Annotated in this window: 23 protein-coding genes; 11 read left to right on the forward strand and 12 right to left on the reverse strand. The window is 69.2% G+C overall.

Annotated elements, in window-relative coordinates:
- Window positions 1–131: 131 nt before the first annotated feature.
- Window positions 132–866, reverse strand: coding sequence for an MOSC domain-containing protein (locus tag GDR74_RS06980; RefSeq protein ID WP_152585632.1), 735 nt, complete (start codon window positions 864–866; stop codon window positions 132–134).
- An 84-nt stretch (window positions 867–950) separates the two neighbouring features.
- On the reverse strand, window positions 951–1,682 hold the full coding sequence (locus tag GDR74_RS06985) for a hypothetical protein (protein WP_152585633.1): 732 nt from the start codon (window positions 1,680–1,682) through the stop codon (window positions 951–953).
- Window positions 1,683–1,782: 100 nt separating this feature from the next.
- Here GDR74_RS06985 and GDR74_RS06990 point away from each other — a divergent pair, with 100 nt between their 5' ends.
- The 4 genes from GDR74_RS06990 (at window position 1,783) to GDR74_RS07005 (ending at window position 7,224) form a co-directional block, all read left to right on the forward strand.
- Complete coding sequence (locus GDR74_RS06990; RefSeq protein ID WP_246179944.1) at window positions 1,783–2,367, forward strand: MarR family winged helix-turn-helix transcriptional regulator; 585 nt, start codon at window positions 1,783–1,785, stop codon at window positions 2,365–2,367.
- Between the two features lie 133 nt (window positions 2,368–2,500).
- Window positions 2,501–5,152, forward strand: coding sequence for an alanine--tRNA ligase (alaS, locus tag GDR74_RS06995; protein WP_152585634.1), 2,652 nt, complete (start codon window positions 2,501–2,503; stop codon window positions 5,150–5,152).
- Between the two features lie 13 nt (window positions 5,153–5,165).
- Complete coding sequence (locus GDR74_RS07000) at window positions 5,166–6,335, forward strand: cyclic nucleotide-gated ion channel (RefSeq protein ID WP_152585635.1); 1,170 nt, start codon at window positions 5,166–5,168, stop codon at window positions 6,333–6,335.
- Between the two features lie 124 nt (window positions 6,336–6,459).
- A complete protein-coding gene (locus GDR74_RS07005; RefSeq protein ID WP_152585636.1) occupies window positions 6,460–7,224 on the forward strand; it encodes an SDR family oxidoreductase in 765 nt (254 codons plus the stop codon).
- A gap of 109 nt (window positions 7,225–7,333) precedes the next feature.
- Here GDR74_RS07005 and GDR74_RS07010 read toward each other — a convergent pair whose 3' ends face one another.
- The 4 genes from GDR74_RS07010 to GDR74_RS07025 all read right to left on the reverse strand — a co-directional run bounded on the left by GDR74_RS07010 (window position 7,334) and on the right by GDR74_RS07025 (window position 10,422).
- The gene (locus GDR74_RS07010) at window positions 7,334–7,528 is read right to left on the reverse strand and encodes a hypothetical protein (RefSeq protein ID WP_152585637.1); all 195 of its coding nucleotides are present in this window, start codon (window positions 7,526–7,528) and stop codon (window positions 7,334–7,336) included.
- Window positions 7,529–7,716: 188 nt separating this feature from the next.
- Window positions 7,717–8,931 (reverse strand): NADP-dependent isocitrate dehydrogenase, encoded by a 1,215-nt coding sequence (locus tag GDR74_RS07015; RefSeq protein ID WP_152585638.1) that lies wholly within the window; start codon window positions 8,929–8,931, stop codon window positions 7,717–7,719.
- A 108-nt stretch (window positions 8,932–9,039) separates the two neighbouring features.
- Window positions 9,040–9,426 carry a phospholipase A2 family protein gene (locus GDR74_RS07020; protein WP_152585639.1) on the reverse strand — a complete coding sequence of 129 codons (387 nt, stop codon included), beginning with the start codon at window positions 9,424–9,426 and terminating at the stop codon, window positions 9,040–9,042.
- A 114-nt stretch (window positions 9,427–9,540) separates the two neighbouring features.
- The gene (locus tag GDR74_RS07025) at window positions 9,541–10,422 is read right to left on the reverse strand and encodes an EamA family transporter (protein WP_152585640.1); all 882 of its coding nucleotides are present in this window, start codon (window positions 10,420–10,422) and stop codon (window positions 9,541–9,543) included.
- Between the two features lie 80 nt (window positions 10,423–10,502).
- Here GDR74_RS07025 and GDR74_RS07030 point away from each other — a divergent pair, with 80 nt between their 5' ends.
- The 4 genes from GDR74_RS07030 to murI all read left to right on the forward strand — a co-directional run bounded on the left by GDR74_RS07030 (window position 10,503) and on the right by murI (window position 13,949).
- Entirely contained in the window at window positions 10,503–11,006 is a 504-nt protein-coding gene (locus tag GDR74_RS07030) for a MarR family winged helix-turn-helix transcriptional regulator (protein ID WP_152585641.1), read from the forward strand.
- Between the two features lie 61 nt (window positions 11,007–11,067).
- Complete coding sequence (locus GDR74_RS07035; RefSeq protein WP_152585642.1) at window positions 11,068–11,799, forward strand: RNA methyltransferase; 732 nt, start codon at window positions 11,068–11,070, stop codon at window positions 11,797–11,799.
- A gap of 61 nt (window positions 11,800–11,860) precedes the next feature.
- Window positions 11,861–13,063, forward strand: coding sequence for an alpha/beta fold hydrolase (locus GDR74_RS07040; RefSeq protein ID WP_194164658.1), 1,203 nt, complete (start codon window positions 11,861–11,863; stop codon window positions 13,061–13,063).
- Window positions 13,064–13,085: 22 nt separating this feature from the next.
- Window positions 13,086–13,949, forward strand: coding sequence for a glutamate racemase (gene murI / locus GDR74_RS07045; protein ID WP_152585643.1), 864 nt, complete (start codon window positions 13,086–13,088; stop codon window positions 13,947–13,949).
- Between the two features lie 12 nt (window positions 13,950–13,961).
- Here the strand turns inward: murI and murJ are convergent, their stop codons facing one another.
- Window positions 13,962–15,488 carry a murein biosynthesis integral membrane protein MurJ gene (gene murJ, locus GDR74_RS07050; protein ID WP_152585644.1) on the reverse strand — a complete coding sequence of 509 codons (1,527 nt, stop codon included), beginning with the start codon at window positions 15,486–15,488 and terminating at the stop codon, window positions 13,962–13,964.
- A gap of 3 nt (window positions 15,489–15,491) precedes the next feature.
- Window positions 15,492–16,478: a glycosyltransferase family 2 protein gene (locus GDR74_RS07055; protein ID WP_246179945.1), complete on the reverse strand. Its 987-nt coding sequence runs from the start codon at window positions 16,476–16,478 to the stop codon at window positions 15,492–15,494.
- 108 nt (window positions 16,479–16,586) lie between these two features.
- On the opposite strand from GDR74_RS07055, the gene GDR74_RS07060 reads away from it, so the two are divergent.
- Entirely contained in the window at window positions 16,587–17,462 is an 876-nt protein-coding gene (locus GDR74_RS07060) for a ChbG/HpnK family deacetylase (RefSeq protein WP_152585646.1), read from the forward strand.
- Between the two features lie 121 nt (window positions 17,463–17,583).
- Here GDR74_RS07060 and GDR74_RS07065 read toward each other — a convergent pair whose 3' ends face one another.
- Complete coding sequence (locus GDR74_RS07065; protein ID WP_152585647.1) at window positions 17,584–19,404, reverse strand: aminopeptidase P family protein; 1,821 nt, start codon at window positions 19,402–19,404, stop codon at window positions 17,584–17,586.
- A gap of 387 nt (window positions 19,405–19,791) precedes the next feature.
- Here GDR74_RS07065 and GDR74_RS07070 point away from each other — a divergent pair, with 387 nt between their 5' ends.
- Window positions 19,792–20,001 (forward strand): hypothetical protein, encoded by a 210-nt coding sequence (locus GDR74_RS07070; RefSeq protein ID WP_152585648.1) that lies wholly within the window; start codon window positions 19,792–19,794, stop codon window positions 19,999–20,001.
- 102 nt (window positions 20,002–20,103) lie between these two features.
- Here GDR74_RS07070 and GDR74_RS07075 read toward each other — a convergent pair whose 3' ends face one another.
- The 3 genes from GDR74_RS07075 to GDR74_RS07085 form a co-directional block, all read right to left on the reverse strand.
- Entirely contained in the window at window positions 20,104–21,054 is a 951-nt protein-coding gene (locus GDR74_RS07075; protein ID WP_152585649.1) for a 50S ribosomal protein L11 methyltransferase, read from the reverse strand.
- Window positions 21,055–21,260: 206 nt separating this feature from the next.
- Window positions 21,261–22,526: an SAM-dependent methyltransferase gene (locus GDR74_RS07080; RefSeq protein ID WP_152585650.1), complete on the reverse strand. Its 1,266-nt coding sequence runs from the start codon at window positions 22,524–22,526 to the stop codon at window positions 21,261–21,263.
- 123 nt (window positions 22,527–22,649) lie between these two features.
- Window positions 22,650–25,028, reverse strand: a complete 2,379-nt coding sequence (locus GDR74_RS07085) for an ATP-dependent helicase (RefSeq protein WP_152585651.1) — start codon at window positions 25,026–25,028, stop codon at window positions 22,650–22,652.
- Window positions 25,029–25,160: 132 nt separating this feature from the next.
- Between GDR74_RS07085 and GDR74_RS07090 the strand changes: the two genes are divergently transcribed.
- Window positions 25,161–25,442, forward strand: coding sequence for a hypothetical protein (locus GDR74_RS07090; RefSeq protein WP_152585652.1), 282 nt, complete (start codon window positions 25,161–25,163; stop codon window positions 25,440–25,442).
- The last annotated feature ends 3 nt before the right edge of the window (window positions 25,443–25,445 follow it).

The raw sequence follows: 25,445 nt of genomic DNA on the forward strand, positions 1-25,445 counted from the left end.
AGATCGCGGCGGTCTTTTCGTGTCCGGGCTCCTCCGCAGGCGCCGCCATTCCTGTACCGGGACGACCCGGCGCCGCAGGCGAGGCGGGCGGCCCACGGCCCGCGCTCGCTTCTCGCGCTCACTTCTCGCGCTCACTCGCCGCCCAGCCGCTCCCTCCAGGACTCCACGCTCCGGGTCTCGATGCGCCTTGCGGCGAGCCGGCGCCAGGAGAGGGCGAGCTCCGGCAGCGAGGCGAGCTCCTCGAGCTCCTCCAGCGCGAGGGGGCGCCGGTAGAGCAGGTCGGCCACGCGCGCCAGGGGCCAGGTGGGGCGGGGACGCTCCAGGAGCCGGATCGGCGCGCCCTCCCAAAGGGTGCCGGGTTCGAGCACGCGATAGTACCAGCCTGTCCGGCCGCAGGTCTGGACCCGCAGTGCCATGTCGGTCGCCCCGAAGCGGAGATTGAGCTTGAAGCAGGGCTGCCGACCCTGGGACACCTGCACGAGGGCGTCGCCGATCCGGTAGACGTCGCCGACGCAGACCGTCTCCTCTGTCATGGCGGTCTCCCCGTCCGCGCCGCGGGTGGACAGGTTCTCTCCGAACGCGCCGGGTGCGTCGAGAACCGTGGGGGTAGGGTCCAGCACGCTGCGCCAATAGGCATAGTGATCGAAGGCGTAGTGGTGCAGCGCCTTCTCCGGCCCGCCGTGATGGCGCCTGTCCCCAACCTCGTCGCCCTCCAGCCCCTCCGGGCCGAGCCGGACCGGCTCCCGCGCCGGCTGTTTGGCGATGCCGCTCGGAACGCCCCTGGGGCCGAGCGGGGCGACGCCTCCGCGAAGGAGGCGGAAGATGCGGGCATCGGTGGGAGGAGCGGGTGTCGGTTCGGCGGTCATGATCGGGCTGTCGTTTCACGGAGACGATCCGCCCCGGCGGTTCCAGGCGGCTCCGGCGGGGCGGGCGGTGCGGTGCTGCGGTCCTCAGTCGATCCGTCCCGGCATCGACAGGTCGCCCGAAGCGGTCTTGAAGACGTCCGTCACGCAAAGCAGCGGGGCATGCACGCTGGCATTGACCCTCAAGGCGGCGGTGACGCCGTCGAACTTCGCTCCCCGGAGCGCGGTTCCGGCCTCGAACGGCACCTTCACCGAAATGCCGTCGCGGGTCATCGTGGGGTGCCAGCCGGGGCTGTCGATGAGGACCGGGAGCTGCGGCCATGTCCTGGGCAGGCGCGGCTTCTCCCCGGCCGGAATGTCCTTCACCTTCAGGGCCCCCGGTCCGCAGGCGTCGTCGGGCACGAGGACGACCCAGTGCGAGTGCCACCGGCGGCCGTCGTTGGCCGGGTCGCCGTCCCCGTCCTCGTCGAAGAGGGGCGTGTCGTCGAAGTCCGGATGCGCGGTGACCGCAAAGGCCAGGGTCCCGGCCTTGTTTTCGAACCCGACGAGGGCGGGATCGAGGGAGGTCGGCCAGACATAGGACCACACGGGTGCGCCCCCGAGCTTGCCCGCAGGCTTGGGAACGGCCCGTCCTGCCTCGCCCTTCAGCTTCATCGTGAAGACGAGGGCCTCGCCGTCCTGGCGGATGCCGGCGGCAAGGATGTCGAACGCGGCCCGTGTCTTGCCGGACCCTTGCGCCTCGATCTCTCCCGCCGAGGCGGGCGCGGCGGCGAGCAGGAGGAGGGCGGTAGCGCCCAGGAGAAATCCCGAACCGGTCATCGGAGCACCTATTACGTTGCAAAATTAGTATCGAGTCGATACATTCATGTTGCTAACGGGGCGATCTCCGCCTGTCAATATTGATAGCGAGTCGATATCAATGCAGCCATCCTTGGACATGGCCCTCCATGCCGCCCACCTGATCGAACGCATCGGACGGCTGGTTCAGGCGGAGGAGCAGTCGGGCGGATTGCCGCCGGTGCAGTGGGACGTGCTGCGCTATCTCGCCCGCGCCAACCGGTTCTCCCGCAGCCCCGCCGTCGTTGCCGCCTATCTCGGCTCGACGCGCGGCACGGTCTCGCAGACCCTGATCGCCCTGGAAGCGAAGGGCTACGTGGAGCGCCGCCCGAGCGAGCGCGACCGGCGCTCCGTCGATCTCGCCCTCACGGAACGGGGACGGGCGGTGCTTGCGGCCGATCCCCTGCTGACCCTGGCGGACGACATCGCGGCCACCGCCGGAAAGGGCGCCACGGAGCTGGCCCGGGCGCTGGAGCGCGTGCTGACCGCCGTCGTCGAGCGCAACGGGCGCAAGGCTTTCGGGCTCTGCCGGAGCTGCCGGCATTTCGGAGAGGGGAGCGGAGCCTCGCCGGAGCTGCGGCACCGCTGCGGCCTTCTCGGGCTGGACCTGTCGGACGCGGATGCGGGCCAGATCTGCGCCGAGTCGGCGAGGCCGGACGCGGCCTGATTTCCCGGCGGGCGGCCCAGCCTGCGGCCGTTCCAAAAACAAAGGCAGCGCCTCGACAGCGCCACGGCCTGCGTCTAAAACCGGCCGCACAGGCATTGTCCGGGCGATCAGCCCATTGCGAGCATTGAATTTCATGAGCGGCGTCAACGAAATCCGGTCGACCTTCCTCGAATACTTCGCCAAGAACGGCCACGAGGTCGTGGCCTCGAGCCCGCTCGTGCCCCGCAACGACCCGACCCTCATGTTCACCAATGCGGGCATGGTGCAGTTCAAGAACGTCTTCACCGGTGCGGAGAAGCGCCCCTACAGCCGGGCGGCGACCGCGCAGAAATGCGTGCGCGCGGGCGGCAAGCACAACGATCTCGACAATGTGGGCTACACGGCGCGGCACCACACCTTCTTCGAGATGCTGGGCAACTTCTCCTTCGGGGACTATTTCAAGGAGCGCGCGATCGAGCTCGCCTGGAACCTGATCACCAAGGAGTTCGACCTGCCCAAGGACAAGCTCCTCGTCACCGTCTACCACGACGACGACGAGGCGGCGGGCCTGTGGAAGAAGATCGCGGGCTTCTCCGACTCCAAGATCATCCGCATCCCGACCTCCGACAACTTCTGGCAGATGGGCGATACCGGCCCCTGCGGCCCGTGCTCGGAAATCTTCATCGACCAGGGCGAGGCCCTCTGGGGCGGCCCGCCCGGCAGCCCGGAGGAGGACGGCGACCGGTTCCTGGAATTCTGGAACCTCGTCTTCATGCAGTACGAGCAGCTGGAGCCCGGCAAGCGCATCGGCCTGCCCAAGCCCTCCATCGACACGGGCATGGGCCTGGAGCGCATCGCTGCGATCCTCCAGGGCGTCCATTCCAACTACGACACGGACCTGTTCCGCGCCCTCATCGAGGCGGTGGCGCACGCGACCGGCGTTGCGCCGGAGGGCGAGCGCAAGGCCTCGCACCGGGTGATCGCCGACCATCTGCGCGCCTCGTCCTTCCTCGTGGCGGACGGCGTGCTGCCGTCCAACGAGGGCCGCGGCTACGTGCTCCGTCGCATCATGCGCCGCGCCATGCGCCATGCGCAGCTCCTCGGCGCGCGCGATCCGCTCATGTTCCGCCTCGTTCCGACCCTCGTGCGCGAGATGGGGCAGGCCTATCCCGAGCTGGTGCGCGCCGAGGCGCTCATCACCGAGACCCTCAAGCTGGAGGAGACCCGCTTCCGCAAGACCCTGGAGCGCGGCCTCGCCATCCTCGACGAGGAGACCCGCAGCCTCACCAAGGGCCAGAACCTCTCGGGCGAGACGGCTTTCACCCTCTACGACACTTACGGCTTCCCCCTCGACCTGACCCAGGACGCCCTGAAGCCGCGCGGCATCGGCGTCGATACGGAGGGCTTCAACGCCGCCATGGAGCGCCAGCGCGAGAAGGCCCGCGCGGCCTGGTCCGGCTCGGGCGAGGCGGCGACGGAGACCGTCTGGTTCGCGGTGAAGGAGCGCGTCGGCGCGACCGAGTTCCTGGGCTACGACACGGAGACCGCCGAGGGTCTGGTCCTCGCCCTTCTGAAGGACGGCCAGGAGGTGAAGGGCCTGGAGGCCGGGGAGACGGGTCTCGTCATCCTCAACCAGACGCCCTTCTACGGCGAGTCCGGCGGCCAGGTCGGCGACACGGGCATCATGCAGGGCGAGGGCGCCCGGGTGCGCGTCACCGGTACGGAGAAGAAGCTCGGCGACCTGTTCGTGCACCACGTCCTCGTGGAGCACGGCACGCTGAAGCTTGGCCAGTCGCTCGAGTTGATCGTGGACCATGAGCGCCGTTCGGCCGTGCGCGCCAACCACTCCGCCACCCACCTCCTGCACGAGGCGCTCCGGCAGGTGCTGGGCGACCACGTGGCGCAGAAGGGCTCCCTCGTGGCGCCGGAGCGCCTGCGCTTCGACTTCAGCCACCCCAAGCCCCTCGGGGAGGAGGAACTGGCGGAGGTCGAGGCCATCGCCAACCGGGTCCTCCTGCAGAACGAGCCGGTCGTCACCAAGCTCATGGGCGTGGAGGAGGCCATCGAGTCCGGCGCCAGGGCGCTCTTCGGCGAGAAGTACGGCGACGAGGTGCGCGTGGTCTCCATGGGCCGCGCCGACGGGAACAGGCCGTTCTCCGTGGAGCTGTGCGGCGGCACGCATGTGAACCGCACCGGCGACATCGGCTTCGTCACCATCGTCTCCGAGGGCGCGGTCGCGGCGGGCGTGCGTCGCATCGAAGCGATGACGGGCGATACGGCGCGCCGGCATCTCGAAGGCGAGAGCCGCAGGCTCAAGGAGATCGCGGGCCTCCTCAAGACGCCCGTCGACGAGGCGACGGACCGGCTCGCGGCTCTGCTGGAGGACAAGCGCAAGCTGGAGCGCGAACTCGCCGAGGCCCGCCGCAAGCTCGCCATGGGCGGCGGCGCGGGCGCGAGCGAGCCGGTGCGCGACGTGGGCGGAATCAAGCTCATGGCGCGGGCGGTCTCCGGCATCGAGATGAAGGACCTCAAGAGCCTCGCCGACGAGGGCAAGAAGCGCATCGGCTCCGGCGTCGTCGCGATCGTGGGCGTGGCGGAGGACGGCAAGGCGGGCATCGTCGTCGGCGTCACCGACGACCTGACGGGCAGAGTCGATGCGGTCAGCCTCGTGCGCGCGGGCGCCGAGAAGCTCGGCGGCAAGGGCGGCGGCGGGCGCCGCGACATGGCCCAGGCGGGCGGTCCCGACGGCGCCCAGGCGGAGGCGGCGCTCGCGGCTGTCGAGGCGGCGCTCTCCACGGCCGCGTAAGGCGGAGGCGGCGGTGCCCCGGGAAGCGTCCCATCCGGTCCGGCGCCGCCTCTACGAGATCCTGGAGCGGAGCAGCGCGGGCGATCCGGTCATCCACGCGGTCCATGCGGTTCTCGTCACCCTCATCGTCGTCAACGTGACGTCGGTGGTGCTCGAAAGCGAGCCGTCGCTGCACGCATCCTACCGGGGGCTCTTCATCGGCATCGAGATCGTCAGCGGGATCGTCTTCACGGCGGAATACGCCGCCCGCCTCTGGTGCGCGCCCGAGCACACGCCCTGGCGCCACCTCAGGCCCTGGCAGGCCCGCCTCCGATGGGCCCTGCATCCGCAGTCCCTCGTCGATCTCGCCGCCATCCTGCCGTTCTATCTCGCGTACTGGGATGTCGGGAACCTGCGCACGTTCCTGCTCCTCAGGCTGTTCCGGTTCTTCAAGCTCGCCCGCTATTCGCCGGGCCTGACGAGCCTGGCGGAGGCCGTCGTCTCCGAGCGGCGGGCGCTCGTCGCCTGCGGCATCATTCTTCTGGGCACGATGCTCCTGGCCGCCTCCGCCATGAACTTCGCGGAGCGCGAGGTGCAGCCGGAGGCGTTCGGAACCATTCCGCAGGCCATGTACTGGGCGGTGGTGACCCTGACCACGGTCGGCTACGGAGACGTGGTTCCGGTGACGCCGCTCGGCCGCGTCATCGCCGGCGTCACGGCCATCGCGGGCCTCGTCATGCTCGCCCTGCCGGTGGGCATCATCGCAAGCGCCTTCGCGCGCGAGATCCACCGGCGCGACTTCATCATCACCTGGAGCATGGTGGCGCGGGTGCCGCTGTTCGCCGAACTGAGCGTGGACGAGGTGGCCTCGATCATGCATCGCCTGCGCTCCCAGAGCTGCGCGCCGGGCGATATGGTGGTGCGCAAGGGCGAGATGGCCCATTCCATGTACCTGATCGCCTCGGGCGAGGTCGAACTCCTGCTGCCCGGCGAGACCGTGCGGCTCGGCCCCGGCGACTTCTTCGGAGAGAGAGGCGTCCTGGAGCGCCGGAGGCGCAGCGTGACCGTGCGGGCCGTCACGCCCTGCAAGCTGCTCGTGCTGGACGGGGACGACCTGCACCGGCTCATCGAGGAGAATCCCGCCATGGCCCGCCACATCGCCCGCACCATGGAGGAGCGGGGCAGCGGCCGCGAGACCGTCTGACATCGTTGCCGACATCGCGCGATCCGTCGTCCAGGCAGAAAACGGGCTGCGGAATCGGGTCGCGGCCCGGGTCCGGATGTCGGACCCACTTCCCGAGCGCGATGCTCAGGAAAGGACGACATCGATGACCATGCTTCTGAACAGAACGGCGATCGTGACGGGCGCCAGCTCGGGGATCGGATATGCGACGGCGAGGCTCTTCGCCCGGGAGGGCGCGAAGGTCGTTGCCGCCGCGCGCAGGGCGGAGGCGCTGGACCGGCTCGTCCGCGATATCGAAGAGGAGGGCGGCACCGCAATTGCCGTCGCGGGAGACGTGCGCGAGGAGGCTTTCGCAAAGCGCCTCGTCGACGTGGCGACCGGCCATTTCGGCGGGCTCGACATCGCCTTCAACAATGCGGGCATCAACGGCGAGATGGCGCCGACGCCGGAGGTCTCGCTGGAGGGATGGAACGATGCGCTCGCAGCCAATCTCACCGCAGCCTTCCTGGGGGCGAAGCATCAGATCCCCGCCATGCTCGAAAGGGGAGGCGGGTCCCTGATCTTCACCTCCACCTTCGTGGGCTACACCGCCGCCTTCCCCGGCGTCGCCTCCTATGCGGCGAGCAAGTCGGGTCTCATCGGTCTGACGCAGGCGCTGGCCGTCGAGTTCGGCTCGCGCGGCATCCGCGTGAACGCCCTCCTTCCCGGCGGCACCGACACGCCCATGGCCGAGGCCTGGACCTCGACCCCGGAAGCGAGGGCCTTCGTGGAGGGCCTGCATGCCGTCAAGCGTCTCGCGCGCCCGGAGGAGATCGCCCGTTCGGCCCTCTTTCTCGCCTCGGACGCTTCCAGCTTCACGACGGGGACGGCGCTTCTCGCCGACGGCGGCGTATCCATCAACCGGACCTGACGGAGCACCCGGGCGGTGCGTATCCACACCGCCCATCCCTGGAGAGGGATTGCAGCCCGAGGCTCATCGGCGGCAAGCCCGTCGTCCGGCGCGTTCGCCGACCTCCCGGTCACGACCGGGAGGCCGACGGGCCGAGCCCGGCCTCGATCTCCTCCACGGTCACGCCCGTCTTCTCGGCGAGGGCGCGCACGGTCGCGCGGTGGTCCCAGGGTCTTTCTCCGCGGCGGGCCTCGTCGAAGAGGCGGCGGTACTCCCGCAGGGCATAGTCGAGGGAGCTGTCGGGCATGGCGTCGTCCTTGCTCATGGATCGTCCTTTCCTGTCCTTGCGCGGCACGGGATGCGCATGGGGCAAAATCCGCCGAGGACGGAAAGGTTTCGCCGAACCTGGGCGATGGCGGCGCCGCTGCCGGAGCGGCAGAAAGCAGAAAGCCCGGCGCAGGGCCGGGCTTCCCGTCGTTCTCGGTTCTCTTCCCGGCGTCGCCGGGGCGGCGATCAGGCCGCCATCGCCTTCTTGAGGTTCTCGTCGATCTTGTCGAGGAAGCCGGTGGTGGAAAGCCACTTCTGCTCGGCGCCGACGAGGAGGGCGAGGTCTTTGGTCATGTAGCCGGACTCGACCGTGTCCACGCACACCTTCTCCAGGGTCGCGGCGAACCTGGCGAGCTCGGCGTTGTCGTCGAGCTTGGCCCGGTGGGCGAGGCCGCGGGTCCAGGCGAAGATGGAGGCGATGGAGTTGGTGGAGGTCTCCTTGCCCTTCTGGTGCTCGCGGTAGTGGCGCGTCACGGTGCCGTGGGCGGCTTCCGCCTCGACGGTCTTGCCGTCAGGCGTCATCAGCACGGAGGTCATGAGGCCGAGCGAGCCGAAGCCCTGGGCCACCGTGTCGGACTGCACGTCGCCGTCGTAGTTCTTGCACGCCCACACGTAGCCGCCGGACCACTTGAGGGCGGAGGCCACCATGTCGTCGATGAGGCGATGCTCGTAGGTGAGGCCGAGGGCCTCGAACTTGGACTTGAATTCGGCGTCGTAGATCTCCTGGAAGATGTCCTTGAAGCGGCCGTCATAGGCCTTGAGGATCGTGTTCTTCGTGGAGAGGTAGACCGGGAAGCGGCGGTTGAGGCCGTAGTTGAAGGAGGCGCGGGCGAAGTCGCGGATCGACTCGTCGAGGTTGTACATCGCCATGGCGACGCCGGCATCGGGGAACTTGAACACTTCCTTCTCGATGACCGTGCCGTCCTCGCCCTCGAACTTGATCGTCAGGCGGCCCTTGCCGGGCACCTTGAAGTCGGTCGCGCGGTACTGGTCGCCGAAGGCGTGGCGGCCGACGACGATGGGCTGGGTCCAGCCGGGCACGAGGCGCGGAACGTTCCTGCAGATGATCGGCTCGCGGAAGATCACGCCGCCGAGGATGTTGCGGATCGTGCCGTTGGGCGACTTCCACATCTCCTTGAGGTTGAACTCCTTCACGCGGGCCTCGTCCGGCGTGATCGTGGCGCACTTCACGCCGACGCCGTACTTCTTGATCGCCTCCGCGGCTTCCACGGTGACCTGATCGTTGGTGGCGTCCCGGTTCTCGATGCCGAGGTCGTAGTACTTGAGATCGATGTCGAGATAGGGGTGGATCAGCTTTTCCTTGATGAAGTGCCAGATGATGCGGGTCATCTCGTCGCCGTCGAGTTCGACGACCGGGTTGGCCACCTTGATCTTCGCCATGATCTTACCTTGCGCTTGAAGCCTGGGCTGCCCGCCGGGCGGCAGGCACATGGCGCGGGCTATAGCGCGACTGGGCGGATCGGGGAAGGGTCGACTTTCGCAGGAACGTCAGCGCCGGGCGGCCCGCGCGCCCTTCCCCTTGGGCTCTACGCAGGGCGTCGCGCTGAAGAGCGAGTTCGCAGTGGCCGCCTTGCCGCGCAGGCTCTCGTCCGTTCCCGGACTGGCGATCAGGCGCCCGGTGGCCTTGAGGAAGGCCCTGTCGCACGCGCAGGCGCCGCGCCCCATCCGCTCGTAGCAGAGATCGTGCGCCCGGCAGGCGGCGTCGAGCGCGTCCACGGGAGCGGCCCTGTTGGCATCGCCCGCACCGCACCAGTGGCCGTGGAAGAGCGGGGCGGGAGGCGTGGCGGGCTCGCCTCCGACCGGCGGAGCGGCGAGGGAGGCCCCGGCCGGCACCAGAAGGCCGAGAAGGGCGGAAAGGAGGAACAGCCGGCGCATGGACGCTCCACAACGAACAGGGACTGAGACTGGCGAGGTGCAGGAAGAAATGGCTACGAGCCTCCTATGTTCCGTGAAAGGCCGACCAGGGAGGTTGCGCCGGCCCGCCGGGCGTCAGCGGGCGGGCGCGCCGGCGGGCCTGGAGGCCCCCTGCCGCTGGGCGCGCTGGCTCAGCCACACGCTGAGGAGCACGATGGCGATCCCCGCGAACTGGGCGGCCGTCAGGCGCTGGGAGAGCGCGACCCAGCCCAGGATCACCGCCGTGACCGGGCTGAGGAGGCCGAGGGGCGCGATGGCGGAGGGCTCGAGCCGAGCGATGCCCCTGAACCAGAGGATGTAGGTCAGCGCCGCTCCGACGAGGCCGAGATAGGCGAAGCCGAGGAGATTGGCTCCCGTGAGCGGAGGCAGGGGCGGCTCCAGCCAGAGGGCCGCCGGAACCAGCAGCAGCCCGCCCGCCGCGAGCTGCCAGGCGGTGAAGGTGAGAAGGGACACGGGAGGCTGCCAGCGGCGGGACAGGACCGTCCCGCCCGCCATGGACAGGGCCCCGGCGAGCCCGGCGGCCACGCCCGCGGGATCGAGCGCCACCTGCGGCGTCAGGACGAGCAGCGCCACGCCCCCGACGCCTGCCAATGCGGCAGCGACGGCCAGCGGGCGGATGGGGGTTCCCAGCGCCAGCCGGGCCAGGAAGATCACGATCAGCGGCTGGACCGCGCCGACGGTCGCGGCCATGCCGCCGGGAAGCCGGTAGGCCGAGATGAACAGCATCCACCAGAACACCGCGAAGTTCAGCGCCCCGAGGATGAAGGTCCTGGCCCACCAGATTCCGAAGGGCAGCCGCCGGACGACGAGCAGCAGCAGGAGGCCGGCCGGCAGCGCCCGCAGCATGGCGACGGTCAGGGGATAACCCTGGGGCAGGAGCTCGGTCGTCACGAGATAGGTGCTGCCCCAGATCGCGGGGGCGATGGCCGTGAGCGGAAGGTCTGTGGCGCGGGACATGGCAGGCTTTCGATTTATCTTGACGTCAAGATATGCCCATTTTGCTTGACGTCAAGATAATTTCGTGGAGATCCTGCCGCATGGATCACGTCGACAGGATTCTCGCCCAATGGCGACGCGAGCGGCCCGATCTGGACGTGGCGCCGATGGGAACCATCGGCCGTCTCGGGCGGATCGCGCGCCGCCTTTCCGCGGAGATGGAGAAGACCTTCGCCGCCTTCGGGCTCAACGGGGCGAGCTTCGACGTCCTGGCGACCCTGCGCCGTTCCGGGCCGCCTTATGCCCTCTGCCCGGGAGACCTGATGGCGACCGCGATGGTCACCTCCGGCACCATGACGAACCGCATCGACCAGTTGGAGAAGGCCGGTCTTGTCGAACGCAGGAACAATCCGGAGGATGCGCGCAGCGTCATCATCGCGCTCACACCCAAGGGCTTCGGCCTCATCGAGGAGGCGGTCGCCGCCCATGTGGCGACGCAGGCCCGCCTGATGTCGCCCTTGTCGAAGGACGAGCGCGCGGAGCTCGACCGGCTGCTTTCCACCTTTCTCTCCCGCATGGAGGACGACAGGGCCGGGGACGCTTGACTTCGCCCCGGGCGGTCGTGTCATCCCTTCGCCCGCTTCAGCGCCTGTCGAGACCGCCGCCATGAACCATCCCGTCATCGTCCTGGTCGAGCCGCAACTCGCCGAGAACATTGGCATGGTTGCCCGCGCCATGGCGAATTTCGGCCTCTCCGAACTGCGCCTCGTCGCGCCGCGCAACGGCTGGCCGAAGAAAGGCGCCCATTCCGCCGCCTCGGGAGCGACGCACATCCTCGACGGGGCGAAGCTCTACGACACCGTGCGCGACGCCATCGCCGACCTGCACTACGTCTTCGCCACCACCGCCCGCGAGCGCGGGCAGATGAAGCGGGTCTTCGGCCCGGAGCCGGCCATGGCGGAGGCGCGCCGGCGCATCGGCGAGGGGCAGGGAGTCGGCATCCTGTTCGGCCGCGAGCGCACCGGCCTCGAGAACGACGAGGTCTCCCTCGCCGACGCCATCGTCACCTTTCCCGTCGATCCGCGGTTCTCGTCCCTCAATCTCGCGCAGGCGGTGCTCCTCATGGCCTACGAGTGGCAGCGCCACGCGACCGGCGGCACGCTGCCCTTCGGCGGCCGGGAGGCGCTGCCCGCATCCCGGGAGACGCTGATCTCGTTCTTCGACTACATCGAGGGCGAACTCGATGCGGTGAGCCATTTCCCCGAAGACAAGCGCCCGGTGATGGTCCGGAACATGCGCGACATCTTCCACCGTCTCGCGCTGACGGAGCAGGACGTCCGCACCCTGCGCGGGGCGATTCGTGCCCTTGCGGAAGGACGCCGCTTGAGAAACCGTTAAAGGTCTTCTGCTTTGATGCGGAACGCGAAGGTCTTTCGCCTGTGAACCGGATCAGAGACGCATGATGCGCCGCCCGCTTTCCGTCCTTCTCCTCCTCGGCTCCTGCCTGGTGGCGCCGGCAGCCTTCGCCGCCTCGCCGCCGAAGCAGCCGGAGCAGGGCCCCGGCGGCGCGGATTATCCCGTGTCGAAGGTGGTGAAGCGGGCCGTCGGCACGGCGAGCGCCGCGACCTTCGCGTTCCACGGCGCCGAGCCCGCCTCCGCCCCCCGCCCGGTGGCGGTGTTCTTCCATTCCTGGGGCGCCACGAACCCGGCGCTCTACGGCGGCTGGATCGACCACCTGGCGCGCAAGGGGTGGCTCGTCCTCTTCCCGCGCTTCCAGGACGTGAACCGCACGCGCCCCGCCGATGCGTCCGCCCTTGCCGCCTCTCTCGTGAAGTCCGCCCTGGACGCGCTCGCCTCCGACGACGCGGCCCGTCCGGATTCCGGGCGCGTGGCCTATATCGGGCACCTCGCAGGCGTGCCCATCGCCCTCAATCTCGCCGCGGCCGCGAAGGACGAGGGCCTGCCCGTCCCGAAGCTGATCTTCGGCGCGATGCCCGGCGGCATCGCCTCCGACCCGAAGGCGAGGGGCATTCTCCTGTCCGACCTCTCCGCGGTGGACGCCTCCACGCTCCTCGTCACGATCAGCGGCGACCGGGACTACCTGCCGACCGATAAGGCCGCCCGGCGCATCCTGAAGGAGACGGAGGCGGTGCCCGCGAGCCGCAAGCTGTTCATGCGCGCGAGTTCGGACGACCACGGCTTCCCCGCGCTCACCGCGACGCTGGCCTCGCCCGGCTCGCCCAAGACGGACTACGACGCTGCCGCCATCAAGGTGCAGCCCGATCCGCCGAGGGATCCCAAGCAGAAGAACGCCTGGCGCTGGAGCGCGGACATGGCGCTGACCGGCGAGCAGACGATCCTGACGGCGCAGCTCGGCAACAACCCCACCGACACCCTGGACTACCTGGCCTTTTGGAAGACCTTCGACATGGCGGCGGAGGCGGCCTTCGCCGGGCGCGACGGGGCCTCCCTGGCGCGGGATCCGAAATTCGTCGACATGGGCACCTGGAGCGACGGCTGGCCCGTGCGGCGCCTCTCCGCGCAGATGCCGAAAGGGCAGGCGGAGGACGAGAAACCCGAGAAGGGCCCGCGCCGGAAGCTCAATCTCGCCCCCTCCGAGACCCGCCAGAGCCTCACGGAGTTCCTGAGCGGACGCTCCTGATCCCCCAGCCGGGTGAGTGCCCATGCGTATCGATCTGCTCGCCGGAACCGCCTATAACCCCGCGGCCATGCCCTCTCCCGCGCCGACCATCCTCGTCTTCGATTCCGGCCTCGGCGGCCTCACCGTATTCTCGGAGGTCCTGAAGGCGCGTCCTGACGCGCGCTTCGTCTATGCGGCGGACGACGCGGCCTTTCCTTACGGCCGCCTGCCGGAGGACGTCCTGGTGGCGCGGGTGATGACGGTCATGGAGCGGCTGATCGGCCTGCACGATCCGCAGCTGGCGGTGATCGCCTGCAACACCGCTTCGACCCTGGTGCTGCCGCATCTGCGCCGCCGCTTCCCGATTCCCTTCGTCGGCACCGTCCCGGCCATCAAGCCCGCCGCGGAGATCACCCGCAGCGGCCTCGTCACGGTTCTCGCAACGCCCGGCACCGTGGCGCGGGACTACACGCGCGGCCTCGTGGAAACCTATGCCTCCGGCTGCCGGGTGAACCTCGTCGGCTCCACGAGGCTCGCGGGCCATGCGGAGGCGGAACTCGAAGGGCGGCCCGTCCCCGACGAGGCGTTGCGCGCGGAACTTGCGCCCTGCTTCGTGGAGGAGGGGGAGCGGCGCACCGACGCGGTGGTGCTCGCCTGCACGCACTATCCGCTGCTCCTGCCGCGCCTGAGGGCTCTCGCGCCCTGGCCTGTCACATGGATCGACCCGGCTCCCGCCATCGCCCGCAGGGTCGTGCAGCTCCTGGGAAGGCCGGTTCCCGGGCACGAGGAGGGCGACGACGAAGCGATCGCCGTCTTCACCTCCGGCAAAGGGCTGACCCCGGCGCTGCGCTCCGCCCTCTGGCAGAGGGGATTGCCGGCGGCGACGGTGGAGGACATGCCGCTCTGAGAGCGGTTTTCCTCAGCGCCGCGACAGGCGCACGCCGAGCGCCTTCATGCCGCCAAGCAGCACCGCGCCGTAGAGAACCGCGCCGCAGGCCCCCAGGATGGCGAGCTGCGTCTCGCTGCGCCACGCGGGAAGCGTCCCGGTCCAGCGCGAGAGAGGCCCCGGCGCATACCATGCGAAGGCCGTGAGGGCCGCGCCCGCGAGCAGGATCGCGAGGCAGGTCCGCACGAGGCCGGAGCTCGGGTCGTTCCAGCCGCGGCGATAGGCGAGCACGAAGAGCAGGATCAGGTTGATCCACACGCCGAGCGCCGTTCCGAGCGCGAGGCCGACGACGCCGAACGGCCCCATCAGCACGATCTTCAGGAGCACGTTGGCGGCCACCGCCGTCAGGGACGCGTAGAGCGGCGTCACCGTATCGGAGCGCGCGTAGAAGCTCGCGAGCGCCGAGCGGATGAGCACGGCGGCGGGAAGGCCGATGGAATAGGCGGCGAGCGCCGCGCCCGCGCGGGAGGCCGCCTGCGCATCGAAGGCGCCGCGCTGGAAGAGGGCCGTCATGATCAGATCGGGCATCGTCACGAAGGCAACCAGGAAGGGAGCCGCGAGCGCCAGGGTGAGGCCGACCGCGCGGTTCTGGGCCGCATGGGCCCCGGCCTCGTCGCCGCCGGCGATGCGCCGGCTCATCTCCGGCAGGAGCACCGTGCCCGCGGCGATGCCGATGACGCCGAGGGGCAGCTGGTAGATGCGGTCCGCGTAGTAGAGCGAGGAGACCGCGCCGGTCGGCAGGAAGGAGGCGATGATCGTGTCCGCGAAGATGGCGATCTGCACGCCGGCCGACCCGATCACGGCCGGGCCCAGGGTCTTGAAGAAGGAGCGCATGGCGGGGTCCGGCCGCGGCCTCTCGATGCCGGGCGCGATGCGCCGGCGATGCGCGTCCCACCACACGAGGCCGAGCTGCAGGACGCCCGAGACCGTCACGCCCCATGCCGCAGCATAGCCCGCGTTCGGGAACAGGAAGGCGAGGGCGAGCGCGGCGATCAGCGAGACGTTGAGCAGGACCGGGGAGGCCGCCGCCACCGCGAAGCGCTCGTGGGCATTGAGGATCGCCGAGAGAATCGTGACGAGGGTGATGAAGAGAAGATACGGAAACGTGATGTAGGTGAGCCTTACCGCGAGGTCGAACTTGGACGGCTCGTCGGAGAAGCCGGGCGCGAGCAGGTTCACCACGGTCGGCATGGCGAGGAAGGCGAGCGCCAGCAGGGCGAGCTGCACGACGAGCATCAGCGCGGTGATGCGGCTTGCGAAGGAGCGCGCCTTCTCCTCGCCTTCCTTCTCGAGGACCTGCGCGTAGGTCGGCAGGAACGCGTTGTTGAATGCGCCTTCGCTGAAGATCTGCCGGAAGTTGTTCGGGATCTTGAACGCCACCACGAAGGCGTCGGCGATGGGGCCGGTGCCCATCACCGCGGCGATGACCACGTCGCGGATGAAGCCGGTGAGCCGGGAAACGAGAGTCCAGCCCCCGACGGAAAGGATCTTCCGGAACATGGATCAGGCCTGGCGCAACCGGGCGTCCTCGCGGACGAGGCTCGCGCTGACCTCCGCCGCGCCGCCCAGCCGCTCCTGGACCACGTAGAGCGGCCGCCGCTTCACCTCCGCGAAGATGCGGCCCACGTATTCGCCGACGATGCCGAGCGACATGAGCTGGATGCCCGAGAAGAACATGACGGAGACGATCAGGCTCGGGAAGCCTGGCAGATCGGTGCCGAAGAGGAGCGTGCGCACGAGGAAGTAGAAGGCCGTGGCGATGGAGAGGAACGAGATGAGGAAACCGATATAGGTCCACACGCGCAGCGGCACGGTGGAGAAGGCCGCGATTCCGTCGAAGGCGAAGCGGAACAGCTTCCGGAAGCTCCACTTGGTCGTGCCGTGCAGGCGCTCCTCCACCACGAACGGCACTCCGATGCTCCTGAAGCCAATCCAGGCATAGAGCCCCTTCGAGAATCGCGCCTTCTCGCCAAGGGTCCGGAGCACCTCGACGCCCTTGCGGTCGATGAGGCGGAAGTCGCCGGCCCCCTCCGGCAGGGCGATCTCGCCGAAGCGGGCGAAGAGCCGGTAGAAGAGGTGGGCGAAGCCGCGTTTCACGCGGGTCTCGTCGGAGCGGTCGGTGCGCTGGCCGTAGACCATGAGATAGCCTTCCTTCCAGCGTTCGACGAACGTCTCGATCATCTCCGGCGGATGCTGCAGGTCGGCGTCCATGATCACGACCGCGTCGCCTCGGGCATGATCGAGCCCCGCCGCGATGGCGACCTCCTTGCCGAAATTGCGGCTGAACGACACGGCCCCGATCCGCGGTTCGCCTTGGCTGAGGCTCCTGATCCGGTCCATGGTATCGTCGCGGCTCCCGTCGTCGACGAAGATCACCTCCCACCGGGCGGTGATGCGGTTCAGGACGGGCAGCAGCCGTCCGCAGAGCGGCGCAATGTTGGCGCTCTCGTTGTGGACGGGGATGATCACGCTGAGTTCAGGCGACGCCACAAGACATTCCTTCGACCGGGGTTCCTCGGACCTGGGGCGCATTGAGACCCGAGTTTTCTCTTTTGCTCAAGAGGGATAGGGTGCGGCAAAGCCGATTTCGAGGTGAGAATGAGCGCGCAGCGCCAGGTAGTGCTTTGTGCCGACGATTTCGGCCTGACGGACGGGGTGAGCCGCGGCATCCTCGATCTGATCGGGCGCGGCCGCGTTTCGGCGACCGGCGCCATGACCAACATGCCGGGCTGGCGCCGCGCCGCGCCCGGGCTCCGGCCCTACATGGGCCGGATCGGGATCGGGCTTCATCTCAACCTCACCGTCGGCGCGCCGATCCAGCCCATGCCGCATCTGGCGCCGGACGGCAGCTTCCCGCCCCTGGGGCGCCTCCTCTCCGGCGCCCTGCGCGGGCGGCTCTCGGTGGAGGAGATCCGGGAGGAGATCCGCCGCCAGCTCGTGGCCTTCGAATTGGTGCATGGCGCCGCGCCCGATTTCGTCGACGGGCACCAGCACGTCCACGTCCTGCCGCCGGTGCGGCAGGCCCTGTTCGCGGTCCTGGTCGAGGGCGGCTATGCGGGCCGCCTCTGGCTCCGCGATCCCTCCGACCTCGCCACGTCGATCCTGCGGCGGCCGGTCGGCCGGGGAAAGGCTCTGATCGTCAAGGCGCTGGCGCGCGGCTTCCGCGCGCAGGCCCGCGCCGCAGGATTTCGGACGAACGAAGGCTTCTCGGGCTTCGCGCCCCTCGACCTTTCGATCCCGCCCGGGCGCGTCTTCGCGTCCGCGCTCTCCAATCTCGGGCCGCAGCCGGTGGTGATGTGCCATCCGGGCCATGGGGACGACGCGCTGCGCGGGCTCGATCCTGCCGTGGAGAGCCGTCCGGAGGAACTGGCCTATCTGAACTCCGATGCCTTCGGGGCGCTCCTGGAGGAGCGGGGCGTCGCGCTCTGCCCCGCGCCATCGGCCACGGTTCCGGCGCGGCAGCCGGCGGCGTGAGGCCTGCCGGCCCAAACTCCAAAGCATCGAGCGCAAAAATGGGAACCGGTTTTGCGCGAAAAGATGCGTGAAATCATAAGCCTGGGGCATCGAACGTGGGTTCGAATTTCCGTTCGATGCTCTAGCCGAGCGGCCGCGTCGCCTCCTCCAGCCAGGAGCGGGTCTCGCCGTCGAGATGCGGGCCGATCTTGGCGCGCACCTCCGCGTGGTAGCCGTCGAGCCAGGCGGTCTCGGCCTCCGTAAGCAGCGAGGGCTCCACGAGGCGCAGGTCGATGGGGGAGAAGGTCAGGGTCTCGAAGCCCAGCATCTCCCGGTCCCCGCCGGGGATGGTGCGGGGCTCCACGAGAATCAGGTTCTCGATGCGGATGCCGTAGGCGCCCGGCTTGTAGAAGCCGGGCTCGTTGGACAGCATCATCCCTGCCTCGAGGGGCGTCGTGCCCGTCTTGGCGATGCGCTGCGGCCCCTCGTGCACGGAGAGATAGCTGCCGATGCCGTGGCCGGTGCCGTGGTCGAAGTCGAGACCCGCCTCCCACAGCGGCTGACGGGCGAAGGCGTCGATCTGGGCGCCGCTCGTCCCCTTCGGGAAGACGCACCGGGCGATGGCGATGTGCCCCTTCAGGACCCGCGTGAAGCGGTCCTTCATCTCGGCAGTCGGCTCGCCCACGATGACCGTGCGGGTGATGTCCGTGGTGCCGTCCTCGTACTGGGCGCCGGAATCGATGAGGAAGATCCCGTTCCGCTCGATGGTCCGGTTGCTCGACCGGGTCACCCGGTAGTGGGGGAGGGCGGCGTTGGGGCCTGCGCCCGAGATCGAGGGGAAGGAGACGTTCCTTAGGGCGCCCGTCTCCAGCCGGAAGGCTTCGAGCGCCTCGACCGCGTCGATCTCCGTGAGGTTGCCCTTCGGGGCTTCCCTGTCGAGCCACGCGAGGAAGCGGGCGACGGCGACGCCGTCGCGCAGGTGGGCCGCGCGGGAGCCGGCGATTTCGGCCTGGTTCTTCACGGCCTTCATGAGGGCGACGGGATCGGCTCCGACATCGGCCTTTCCGCCCGCCGCCTCGATCCGGCGGATCAGGGCGACCGAGCCGGTCGCGGCGTCGATGCGGACCTTCTCCCGGCCGTGGCCGAGATCGTCCAGGGCCCCGAGGAAGCCGGTGATGTCGACGAAGTCGGCCAGGTCGCCGACGGCGGCGCCCGCCTCGTTCGTCATCTTGTCGCGGTCGAAGAACAGCCGCGCCCGGCCTTCCTTCGGGACGATGGCATAGCCCAGGGGAAGCGGCGTGTGCCCCACGTCGCCGCCGCGGAGGTTGAAGGTCCAGGCGAGGTTGTGCGGGTCCGAAATGACGAGGGCGTCGAGCTTGTCCTCCGCCATCTTGGCCCGCAGGCGCTCGAGCTTGGACGCGGCGGTCTCGCCCGCATAGGCGATGGGATGGGGAAGGACCGGCGCCTTCGGGGGAGCGGGCCGGTCGATCCAGATCACGTCGATCAGGTTCATGTCCACCGGGGCGAGCCTGCCCCCGGCGCGGGCGGCGGCCTGCTCCAGGCGCTTGAGGCCGTCGCTGGTGTGCAGCCAGGGATCGTAGGCGAGGACGCCGCCGGCGGGCAGGTTCGCCGCGACCCAGTCCTCCACCGAGGTCTCCGCCATCTGGACTGGGGCGATCACGGAGGTGTCCACCTGCTCCGACGCCTGGACGGTGTAGCGCCCGTCGACCACGAGCGCCGCCTTGTCCTTGAGGATCACGGCGGTGCCCGCGGACCCGGTGAAGCCGGTCAGCCAGGCCAGCCTCTCCGCGCTCCTGGGTACGTACTCGCTCTGGTGCTCGTCGGCGCGCGGGACGATGAAGCCATCGTAGCCCCGGCGCGCGAGCTCGGTACGGAGCCTCGCGATCCGTTCCGGACCTTGGGCGGGGGAGGTGGAATCGTCGAAACTCTGGAAACGGGCCATGGAGGGAGGAACCGGGCTGGTCAATGGGGGCGCCAAGCTAGAGCATTTTCAGGCCAAATGAGAACCGATTTTCCGTGAGGCGATGCGGAAAGCGGGAACATCGGAAGCGCGCCGGTCGAAATGACGCGGGTGGGAGGGCTCAGCCATGGCGGAGGTCGGCGAGGCTGCCCCGCCAGGGGCACGGCGACCCTCCTCTGAGATGAGATGCCCTGTTCCCATGCACGATTTGCCTGGCAGGCAGACAATTCATAAAGTGAATTGCATTCCAGGCATGGCTCACATGCCGTGGCCCGGGCTTCTCGAATAGGTCAGAACTGCTTACCTTTATGGCAACGATAGAACGAGGAACGTCGAAGGGTCATCGCCATCGGTTTGGGAGATGAACCAATGCCAGCAGTCACCGTCAGCCCCGCCGTATCGGGGATCAACCTGCCGTCCGGGCGCACGCCTCTCGCGCGGCGCATGATCGACCTTCTGGCCGCCGGCCGGGCCAGCGCCGCCGCACGGCAGCTTCGCCCCTATGAGGCCGCCCTGCGCGAGCTTCCCGCCCGCTACGGCGCGCCGGTCGCCGCCGGCCGTCCGTCCTTCGATCGCTAAGGGAGCAAGACCGATGATCGTCGCCCTCATTCTCAAGGCATTCCGGACGGCCCGCGACGTCTGCGTCGAGGCTTTCGCCCTGCGTCAAGCCCTGGCGAGGCGCTACCCGGGCGTCGAGGCCGAATAGGTCTCACGCCGGCGGGGCCGCGGATGCGCACCGCCCCGCCTCAGCACCAGCGCGACCCAGCCTTCCAGGTCGTAGCGGCGCTCCAGGTGCCAGCCCTGCGCCGCATAGGCCGAGAGTACGCCCGGCACGTCGCGCACGAGGAGTCCCGAGAGGATCAGGATCCCGTCGCGGGTCGCCACCCGGGCGAGGGACGGGGCGAGAAGGCGCAGGGGCTTCGCCAGGATGTTGGCGAAGATCAGGTCGAAATGGCCCGGCCTGTCGGCCATGGCGTTGCGCACCCCGGGACCCACATAGAGCTTCATCCAGGGCGCGATCCCGTTCAGCCGCGCATTCTCCCGCGCCACCCGGACGGCCTCCGGGTCGATGTCTCCCGCCACCACCGGCCGCTTCAGGACCTTCGCCGCGGCGAAGGCCAGGATGCCGGTCCCCGTCCCGACGTCGAGGACGTGGCGCGGCCTGCGGCGCTTCAGCTCGTCCACGAAGGCGAGAAGGCAGCTCTTGGTCGTTCCGTGATGGCCGGTGCCGAAGGCGAGGGCTGCCTCGATCTCGATGGAGAGGTCGTTGGAACGCCGCACATGCCTGTCGTGCGATCCGTGAATCAGCAGGCGTCCGGCCCGCACGGGATTCAGCCCTTCGAGGGAGGCCTTCACCCAGTCCTGCTGCTGGAGGGGCAGGAACACGCCCTTGTCCGCCTCGGCCCCGACGATGGGCCGGAGCAGGTCGCGGATGGCGGTCTCGTCGGGTTCCCGGGCGAAATAGGCCTCGAGCAGCCAGGGACCGTCCTCCTCCGTCTCGAAGGCGGCGACGGCCGTCTCCGTCGGATCGAATATTTCCCCGATCAGTTCCGTCATGGCGCGGGCCGAGCGCTCGTCCGTCGTGATGCGGAAGATATGGGTCGGGCGGTTGGGGTGCAGTCCTTCGAGCATGGGATCCGCTTAGCGCATTTCCAGGGGCAGGGGGAGGAGGGCGGCGCCGGAAATTGCGGCAGCGGCGGGGCCGCAAGGGGAGGGCTCCCGTCCTTCTTCAGGAAAAGGCCCGGGAGCAGGCTGCCGACCCGCTACGCCCATCCCGCCCCACCCGTGGCGGGCCTGGAAGCAAGGACTGCGAGGCCATTGCGCCGCCGCGCCGGCGGCTACGGCTCCACCGGCTCGGCTTCGCGAAGGGCCTTCAGCCGCTCCGCCTCCTGCAGGCGGTAGTGGCGCTGCAGGTCGGTGATGTAGTCGCGCACGATGGGCGCGGCGTCGCGGCGCCGCGCGAGCTGCATGTGGAACACGAGCTGACTGCCGGTAAGGAACATGGACTCCGCGCTGACGAGATAGAACTCCCACATCCGGCAGAACCGCTCGTCGTACATGGCCCTGATCCTGTCCCGGTTGGCCTCGAAGCGCCGGTACCAATGGTTCAGGGTCTTGGCGTAGTGCAGGCGCAGGAACTCGAGGTCCGTCACCCACAGGCCGTTCCGCTCGACCACGGGAAACACCTCCGACAGGGCCGGCGAGTAGGCACCGGGGAAGATATATTTCCGCAGCCACGGACTCGCGGTTCCCGGCGGGCTCATCTTGCCGATGGAGTGCAGGAGCATCAGCCCGTCGTCGTCGAGGAGAGCGTTGATCTTGGCGAAGAACTCCCCATAGTGCTGCACGCCTACGTGCTCGAACATGCCGACCGAGACGATGCGGTCGAACCGGCCTTCGAGCTTGCGGTAGTCGACGAGCTCGAAGCGCACGCGATCGCCGAGGCCCGCCCGGCGCGCCTTCTCGTTCGACAGGGCGTGCTGCTCCTTCGAGAGCGTCACGCCGGTCACGTCCACGTCCTCCATGGCCGCGAGGTAGAGCGCGAGATCGCCCCAGCCGCTGCCGATGTCGAGGATCCTGAGGCCCGGCTTGAGCTGCAGCTTCGATGCGATGAGGCGCAGCTTGTTCTGCTGCGCCTCCTCCAGGGTATCGTCGTCGTGCAGGAAATAGGCGCAGGAATACTGCATGCCCTTGTCGAGGAAGAGCCGGTAAAAGTCGTTGCCGAGGTCGTAGTGGTGGGCCACGTTCTTCTGCGCCTGTCCCACCCGGTTCGCCTGCTGGAATCGCTTCACGGTGCGCGAGATGCGCTTGAGGACGCTCTGCAGGGGATAGTTCGCGAGCGTGGCCCGGTTCAGGGAGAAGAGGGTGATGAAATCCCTGAGCGTGGAACCTTCCTCGAAGGACATCCGCCCGTCCATGTAGGCCTCGCCCGCATGAAGCTCCGGGTTGAGGAAGAGCTTGTGGTAGAGCGACCGGTCGGTGAGCCGCATGGCGACCCTCGGCTCTGGGGTCCCGGCGAAGAGATGCTCCTTCCCGTCCGCATCGATCACCTTGAGCGTCCCGGTGCGCACGAACGACTTCAGCATGTGGGAGAGAGGAAACATGCGGGCCTCATTCTCGCGTGTCTGACGCGAGGGATGGTTCCACAGTTGCGGAGGCGTGGCTAGGGGGCGCTGCCGGCTGTCGCGACCCAGCGAGAGCAGGGAGCGTAACCACGCCCCGTCCCGTCAGCCGAGCGCCTCGACGAAGCTGTCGAGCACCATTTTCCGTCCGGCCTTGTCGAATTCCACCGTGAGCTTGTTGCCGTCCACCGCCTCGACGGTGCCGGGGCCGAACTTGGTGTGGAGCACCCGGCTGCCGACGGAAAAGCCGGAGCCGCCGGTGGACTTCGCGACGAGCTCGCCCTCGATCGTCATCGGCCCGCGGCGGTCGCCGGACCGGTAGGCCGAGGAGCCTCCGCCCCCGGTCGCGGCGCGGTGGGCCTGTGCCCGCTGCCAGCCCGGCGTTTGGTAGCTGGATCCGGCGAAGGGCGCCATGCGGTCGAAGCGGGAGCCTTCGCCGAAGCCGCCGCCATAGGAGAAGGTCGCGGGCGCTTCGACGATCTCCACGTCCGACTCCGGCAGGTCGTCGATGAAGCGGCTCGGGACCGTCGAGTTCCAGAGGCCGTGGATCCGGCGGTTGGAGGCGAAATAGATCTTCGCCCGGCGCCGGGCGCGGGTCAGCCCCACATGGGCGAGGCGGCGCTCCTCCTCCAGTCCGGCGCGGCCGCTCTCGTCGAGGGCGCGCTGGTTCGGGAACAGGCCTTCCTCCCATCCGGGCAGGAACACGGTGTCGAACTCCAGCCCCTTGGCCGCATGCAGCGTCATCAGGCTCACGCGCTCGGAGGTGTCGGACTCGTTCGCCTCCATGACGAGCGAGACATGCTCCAGGAAGCTCTGCAGGTCCGGGAACTCCTCCATGGAGCGCACCAGCTCCTTGAGGTTCTCCAGCCGTCCCGCCGCGTCCGCCGATTTGTCCTTCTGCCACATCTCGGTGTAGCCGGACTCCTCCAGCACCGTCTGCGCCACCTCGGACTGGGTCATGGTCTCGGAGAGCTTCGACCAGCGGCCGAAGGAGATGAGGAGGTCGCGCAGCGCCGCGCGGGGCTTGGGCTTCAATTCGTCGGTCTCGACGATGAACCGTGCCGCCTCGAAGAGCGGCACGCGCGCCGCGCGGGCATGGTTGTACAGGACCTGGATCGTCGCGTCGCCCAGGCCGCGCTTCGGCACGTTGACGATCCGTTCGAAGGCGAGGTCGTCCGCGGGCTGGTTGACCACGCGGAGATAGGCGAGGGCGTCGCGGATCTCCGCCCGTTCGTAGAAGCGCGGACCGCCGATGACGCGGTAGGGCACCCCCAGCGTCACGAGGCGGTCCTCCAGCTCGCGCATCTGGGCGGAGATGCGCACGAGGATCGCGATCTCGGACAGGGGATGGCGCTTCGCGTGCAGCGCCTCGATCTCCTCGCCGATCAGGCGCGCCTCGTCCTCCGAGTCCCAGGCCCCGGTGATGGTGACCTTCTCGCCCGGCTCGTCCTCGGTCCGCAGGGTCTTGCCGAGGCGGCCCTGGTTCTTGGCGATGAGGCCCGAGGCGGCGGAGAGAATGTGCCCCGTGGAACGGTAGTTCCGCTCCAGGCGGATCACCGTGGCGCCGGGGAAGTCGTGCTCGAAGCGGAGGATGTTGTCCACCTCCGCCCCGCGCCAGCCGTAGATCGACTGGTCGTCGTCGCCCACGCAGCACAGGTTCTTGCGCGCCTGGGCGAGGAGCCGGAGCCAGAGATACTGGGCGACGTTCGTGTCCTGGTACTCGTCCACCAGCATGTAGCGGAAGCGGTTCTGGTACTGTTGGAGGATGTCCGGATGCTCGCGCCACAGGCGCAGGCATTCCAGCAGCAGGTCGCCGAAATCCACCGCGTTGAGGGTCTTGAGGCGCTCCTGATAGGCCCGGTAGAGCCGGCCGCCCCGGCCGTTGGCGAAGGCGCCCGCCTCGCCGGCCGGCACCTGCTCGGGCCCGAGGCCACGGTTCTTCCAGCCGTCGAGGATCCCGACGAGCTGCCGCGCGGGCCAGCGCTTCTCGTCGATCCCCTCCGCCTCGATCACCTGCTTCATCAGGCGCAGCTGGTCGTCTGTGCCGAGGATGGTGAAATCCGAGCGCAGGTCCACGAGCTCGGCGTGCCGGCGCAGGATCTTGGTGCCGATGGAGTGGAAGGTGCCGAGCCACTGCATCCCTTCGGCCACCGGGCCGATGAGGGAGCCCACCCGCTCGCGCATCTCCCGCGCCGCCTTGTTGGTGAAGGTCACGGCGAGGATCTCGAACGGGCGGGCCCGGCCGGTGGCGATCAGGTGGGCGATGCGGGTGGTGAGCACCCGGGTCTTGCCCGTGCCCGCGCCGGCGAGCACGAGAACGGGACCCTCGGTCGCCTCCACGGCGGCGCGCTGCTCGGGATTGAGGCCCGCGAGATAGGGCGACTGCGGGGCGACCGCGGCACGGGCGCGGGCGCTCAGGGAGCCGGCGGCCGGCTCCAAAGCGGCCTCGCCCCGCGGCTCGGGTCTGTGTTCAGGCTGATTCATCGGGCCGACCATGGATCAAAAGGCGAACGGCGTCGAGCCCGGAATGGGGGCGATCCTGCCGCAGGCGCAACTTCATTGTCGAGAAGGACGCCACGCGCCATATGGGGAGCGAGGACCCGGAAAGGAATGGCCATGCGCAAGGCACCGAAGACCGTCGTCTGCCTCTCCCTGGCGCTGGCCGTGGCCTGGCCCGCGGCCGCGCAGACCCGCCTGCCGCGCAAGAGCCCGGCGGAGCGGCGCGTGCAGGAGATCAACCGGGATCTCCAGCAGCAGCAGCGCCTCCAGCGCTTCGAGCAGCAGAACCAGTTCGAGACCAACCAGCTCCGCCAGAGCATCGACCGGCAGAGGACCTTCGGCAACCCGACGCCGCCGGCCGGAATCAGGACCTGCCCGGCGGGCTCGGTGGGGTGCTGACGC

Source organism: Microvirga thermotolerans, assembly GCF_009363855.1.
Taxonomy (GTDB): Bacteria; Pseudomonadota; Alphaproteobacteria; order Rhizobiales; family Beijerinckiaceae; genus Microvirga; species Microvirga thermotolerans.

Bases quoted from the DNA above. Each gene is read 5' to 3' on its own strand.
- GDR74_RS07040 (WP_194164658.1), top strand. From the start codon at position 11,861: ATGATGCGCCGCCCGCTTTCCGTCCTTCTCCTCCTCGGCTCCTGCCTG.
- GDR74_RS07005 (WP_152585636.1), top strand. From the start codon at position 6,460: ATGACCATGCTTCTGAACAGAACGGCGATCGTGACGGGCGCCAGCTCG.
- GDR74_RS07085 (WP_152585651.1), bottom strand. From the start codon at position 25,028: ATGAATCAGCCTGAACACAGACCCGAGCCGCGGGGCGAGGCCGCTTTG.
- GDR74_RS07030 (WP_152585641.1), top strand. From the start codon at position 10,503: ATGGATCACGTCGACAGGATTCTCGCCCAATGGCGACGCGAGCGGCCC.
- GDR74_RS07065 (WP_152585647.1), bottom strand. From the start codon at position 19,404: ATGGCCCGTTTCCAGAGTTTCGACGATTCCACCTCCCCCGCCCAAGGT.
- GDR74_RS06980 (WP_152585632.1), bottom strand. From the start codon at position 866: ATGACCGCCGAACCGACACCCGCTCCTCCCACCGATGCCCGCATCTTC.
- murI (WP_152585643.1), top strand. From the start codon at position 13,086: ATGCGTATCGATCTGCTCGCCGGAACCGCCTATAACCCCGCGGCCATG.
- GDR74_RS07020 (WP_152585639.1), bottom strand. From the start codon at position 9,426: ATGCGCCGGCTGTTCCTCCTTTCCGCCCTTCTCGGCCTTCTGGTGCCG.
- murJ (WP_152585644.1), bottom strand. From the start codon at position 15,488: ATGTTCCGGAAGATCCTTTCCGTCGGGGGCTGGACTCTCGTTTCCCGG.
- alaS (WP_152585634.1), top strand. From the start codon at position 2,501: ATGAGCGGCGTCAACGAAATCCGGTCGACCTTCCTCGAATACTTCGCC.
- GDR74_RS07025 (WP_152585640.1), bottom strand. From the start codon at position 10,422: ATGTCCCGCGCCACAGACCTTCCGCTCACGGCCATCGCCCCCGCGATC.
- GDR74_RS07090 (WP_152585652.1), top strand. From the start codon at position 25,161: ATGCGCAAGGCACCGAAGACCGTCGTCTGCCTCTCCCTGGCGCTGGCC.
- GDR74_RS06990 (WP_246179944.1), top strand. From the start codon at position 1,783: ATGCAGCCATCCTTGGACATGGCCCTCCATGCCGCCCACCTGATCGAA.
- GDR74_RS07075 (WP_152585649.1), bottom strand. From the start codon at position 21,054: ATGCTCGAAGGACTGCACCCCAACCGCCCGACCCATATCTTCCGCATC.
- GDR74_RS07010 (WP_152585637.1), bottom strand. From the start codon at position 7,528: ATGAGCAAGGACGACGCCATGCCCGACAGCTCCCTCGACTATGCCCTG.
- GDR74_RS06985 (WP_152585633.1), bottom strand. From the start codon at position 1,682: ATGACCGGTTCGGGATTTCTCCTGGGCGCTACCGCCCTCCTCCTGCTC.
- GDR74_RS07060 (WP_152585646.1), top strand. From the start codon at position 16,587: ATGAGCGCGCAGCGCCAGGTAGTGCTTTGTGCCGACGATTTCGGCCTG.
- GDR74_RS07070 (WP_152585648.1), top strand. From the start codon at position 19,792: ATGCCAGCAGTCACCGTCAGCCCCGCCGTATCGGGGATCAACCTGCCG.
- GDR74_RS07080 (WP_152585650.1), bottom strand. From the start codon at position 22,526: ATGTTTCCTCTCTCCCACATGCTGAAGTCGTTCGTGCGCACCGGGACG.
- GDR74_RS07035 (WP_152585642.1), top strand. From the start codon at position 11,068: ATGAACCATCCCGTCATCGTCCTGGTCGAGCCGCAACTCGCCGAGAAC.
- GDR74_RS07015 (WP_152585638.1), bottom strand. From the start codon at position 8,931: ATGGCGAAGATCAAGGTGGCCAACCCGGTCGTCGAACTCGACGGCGAC.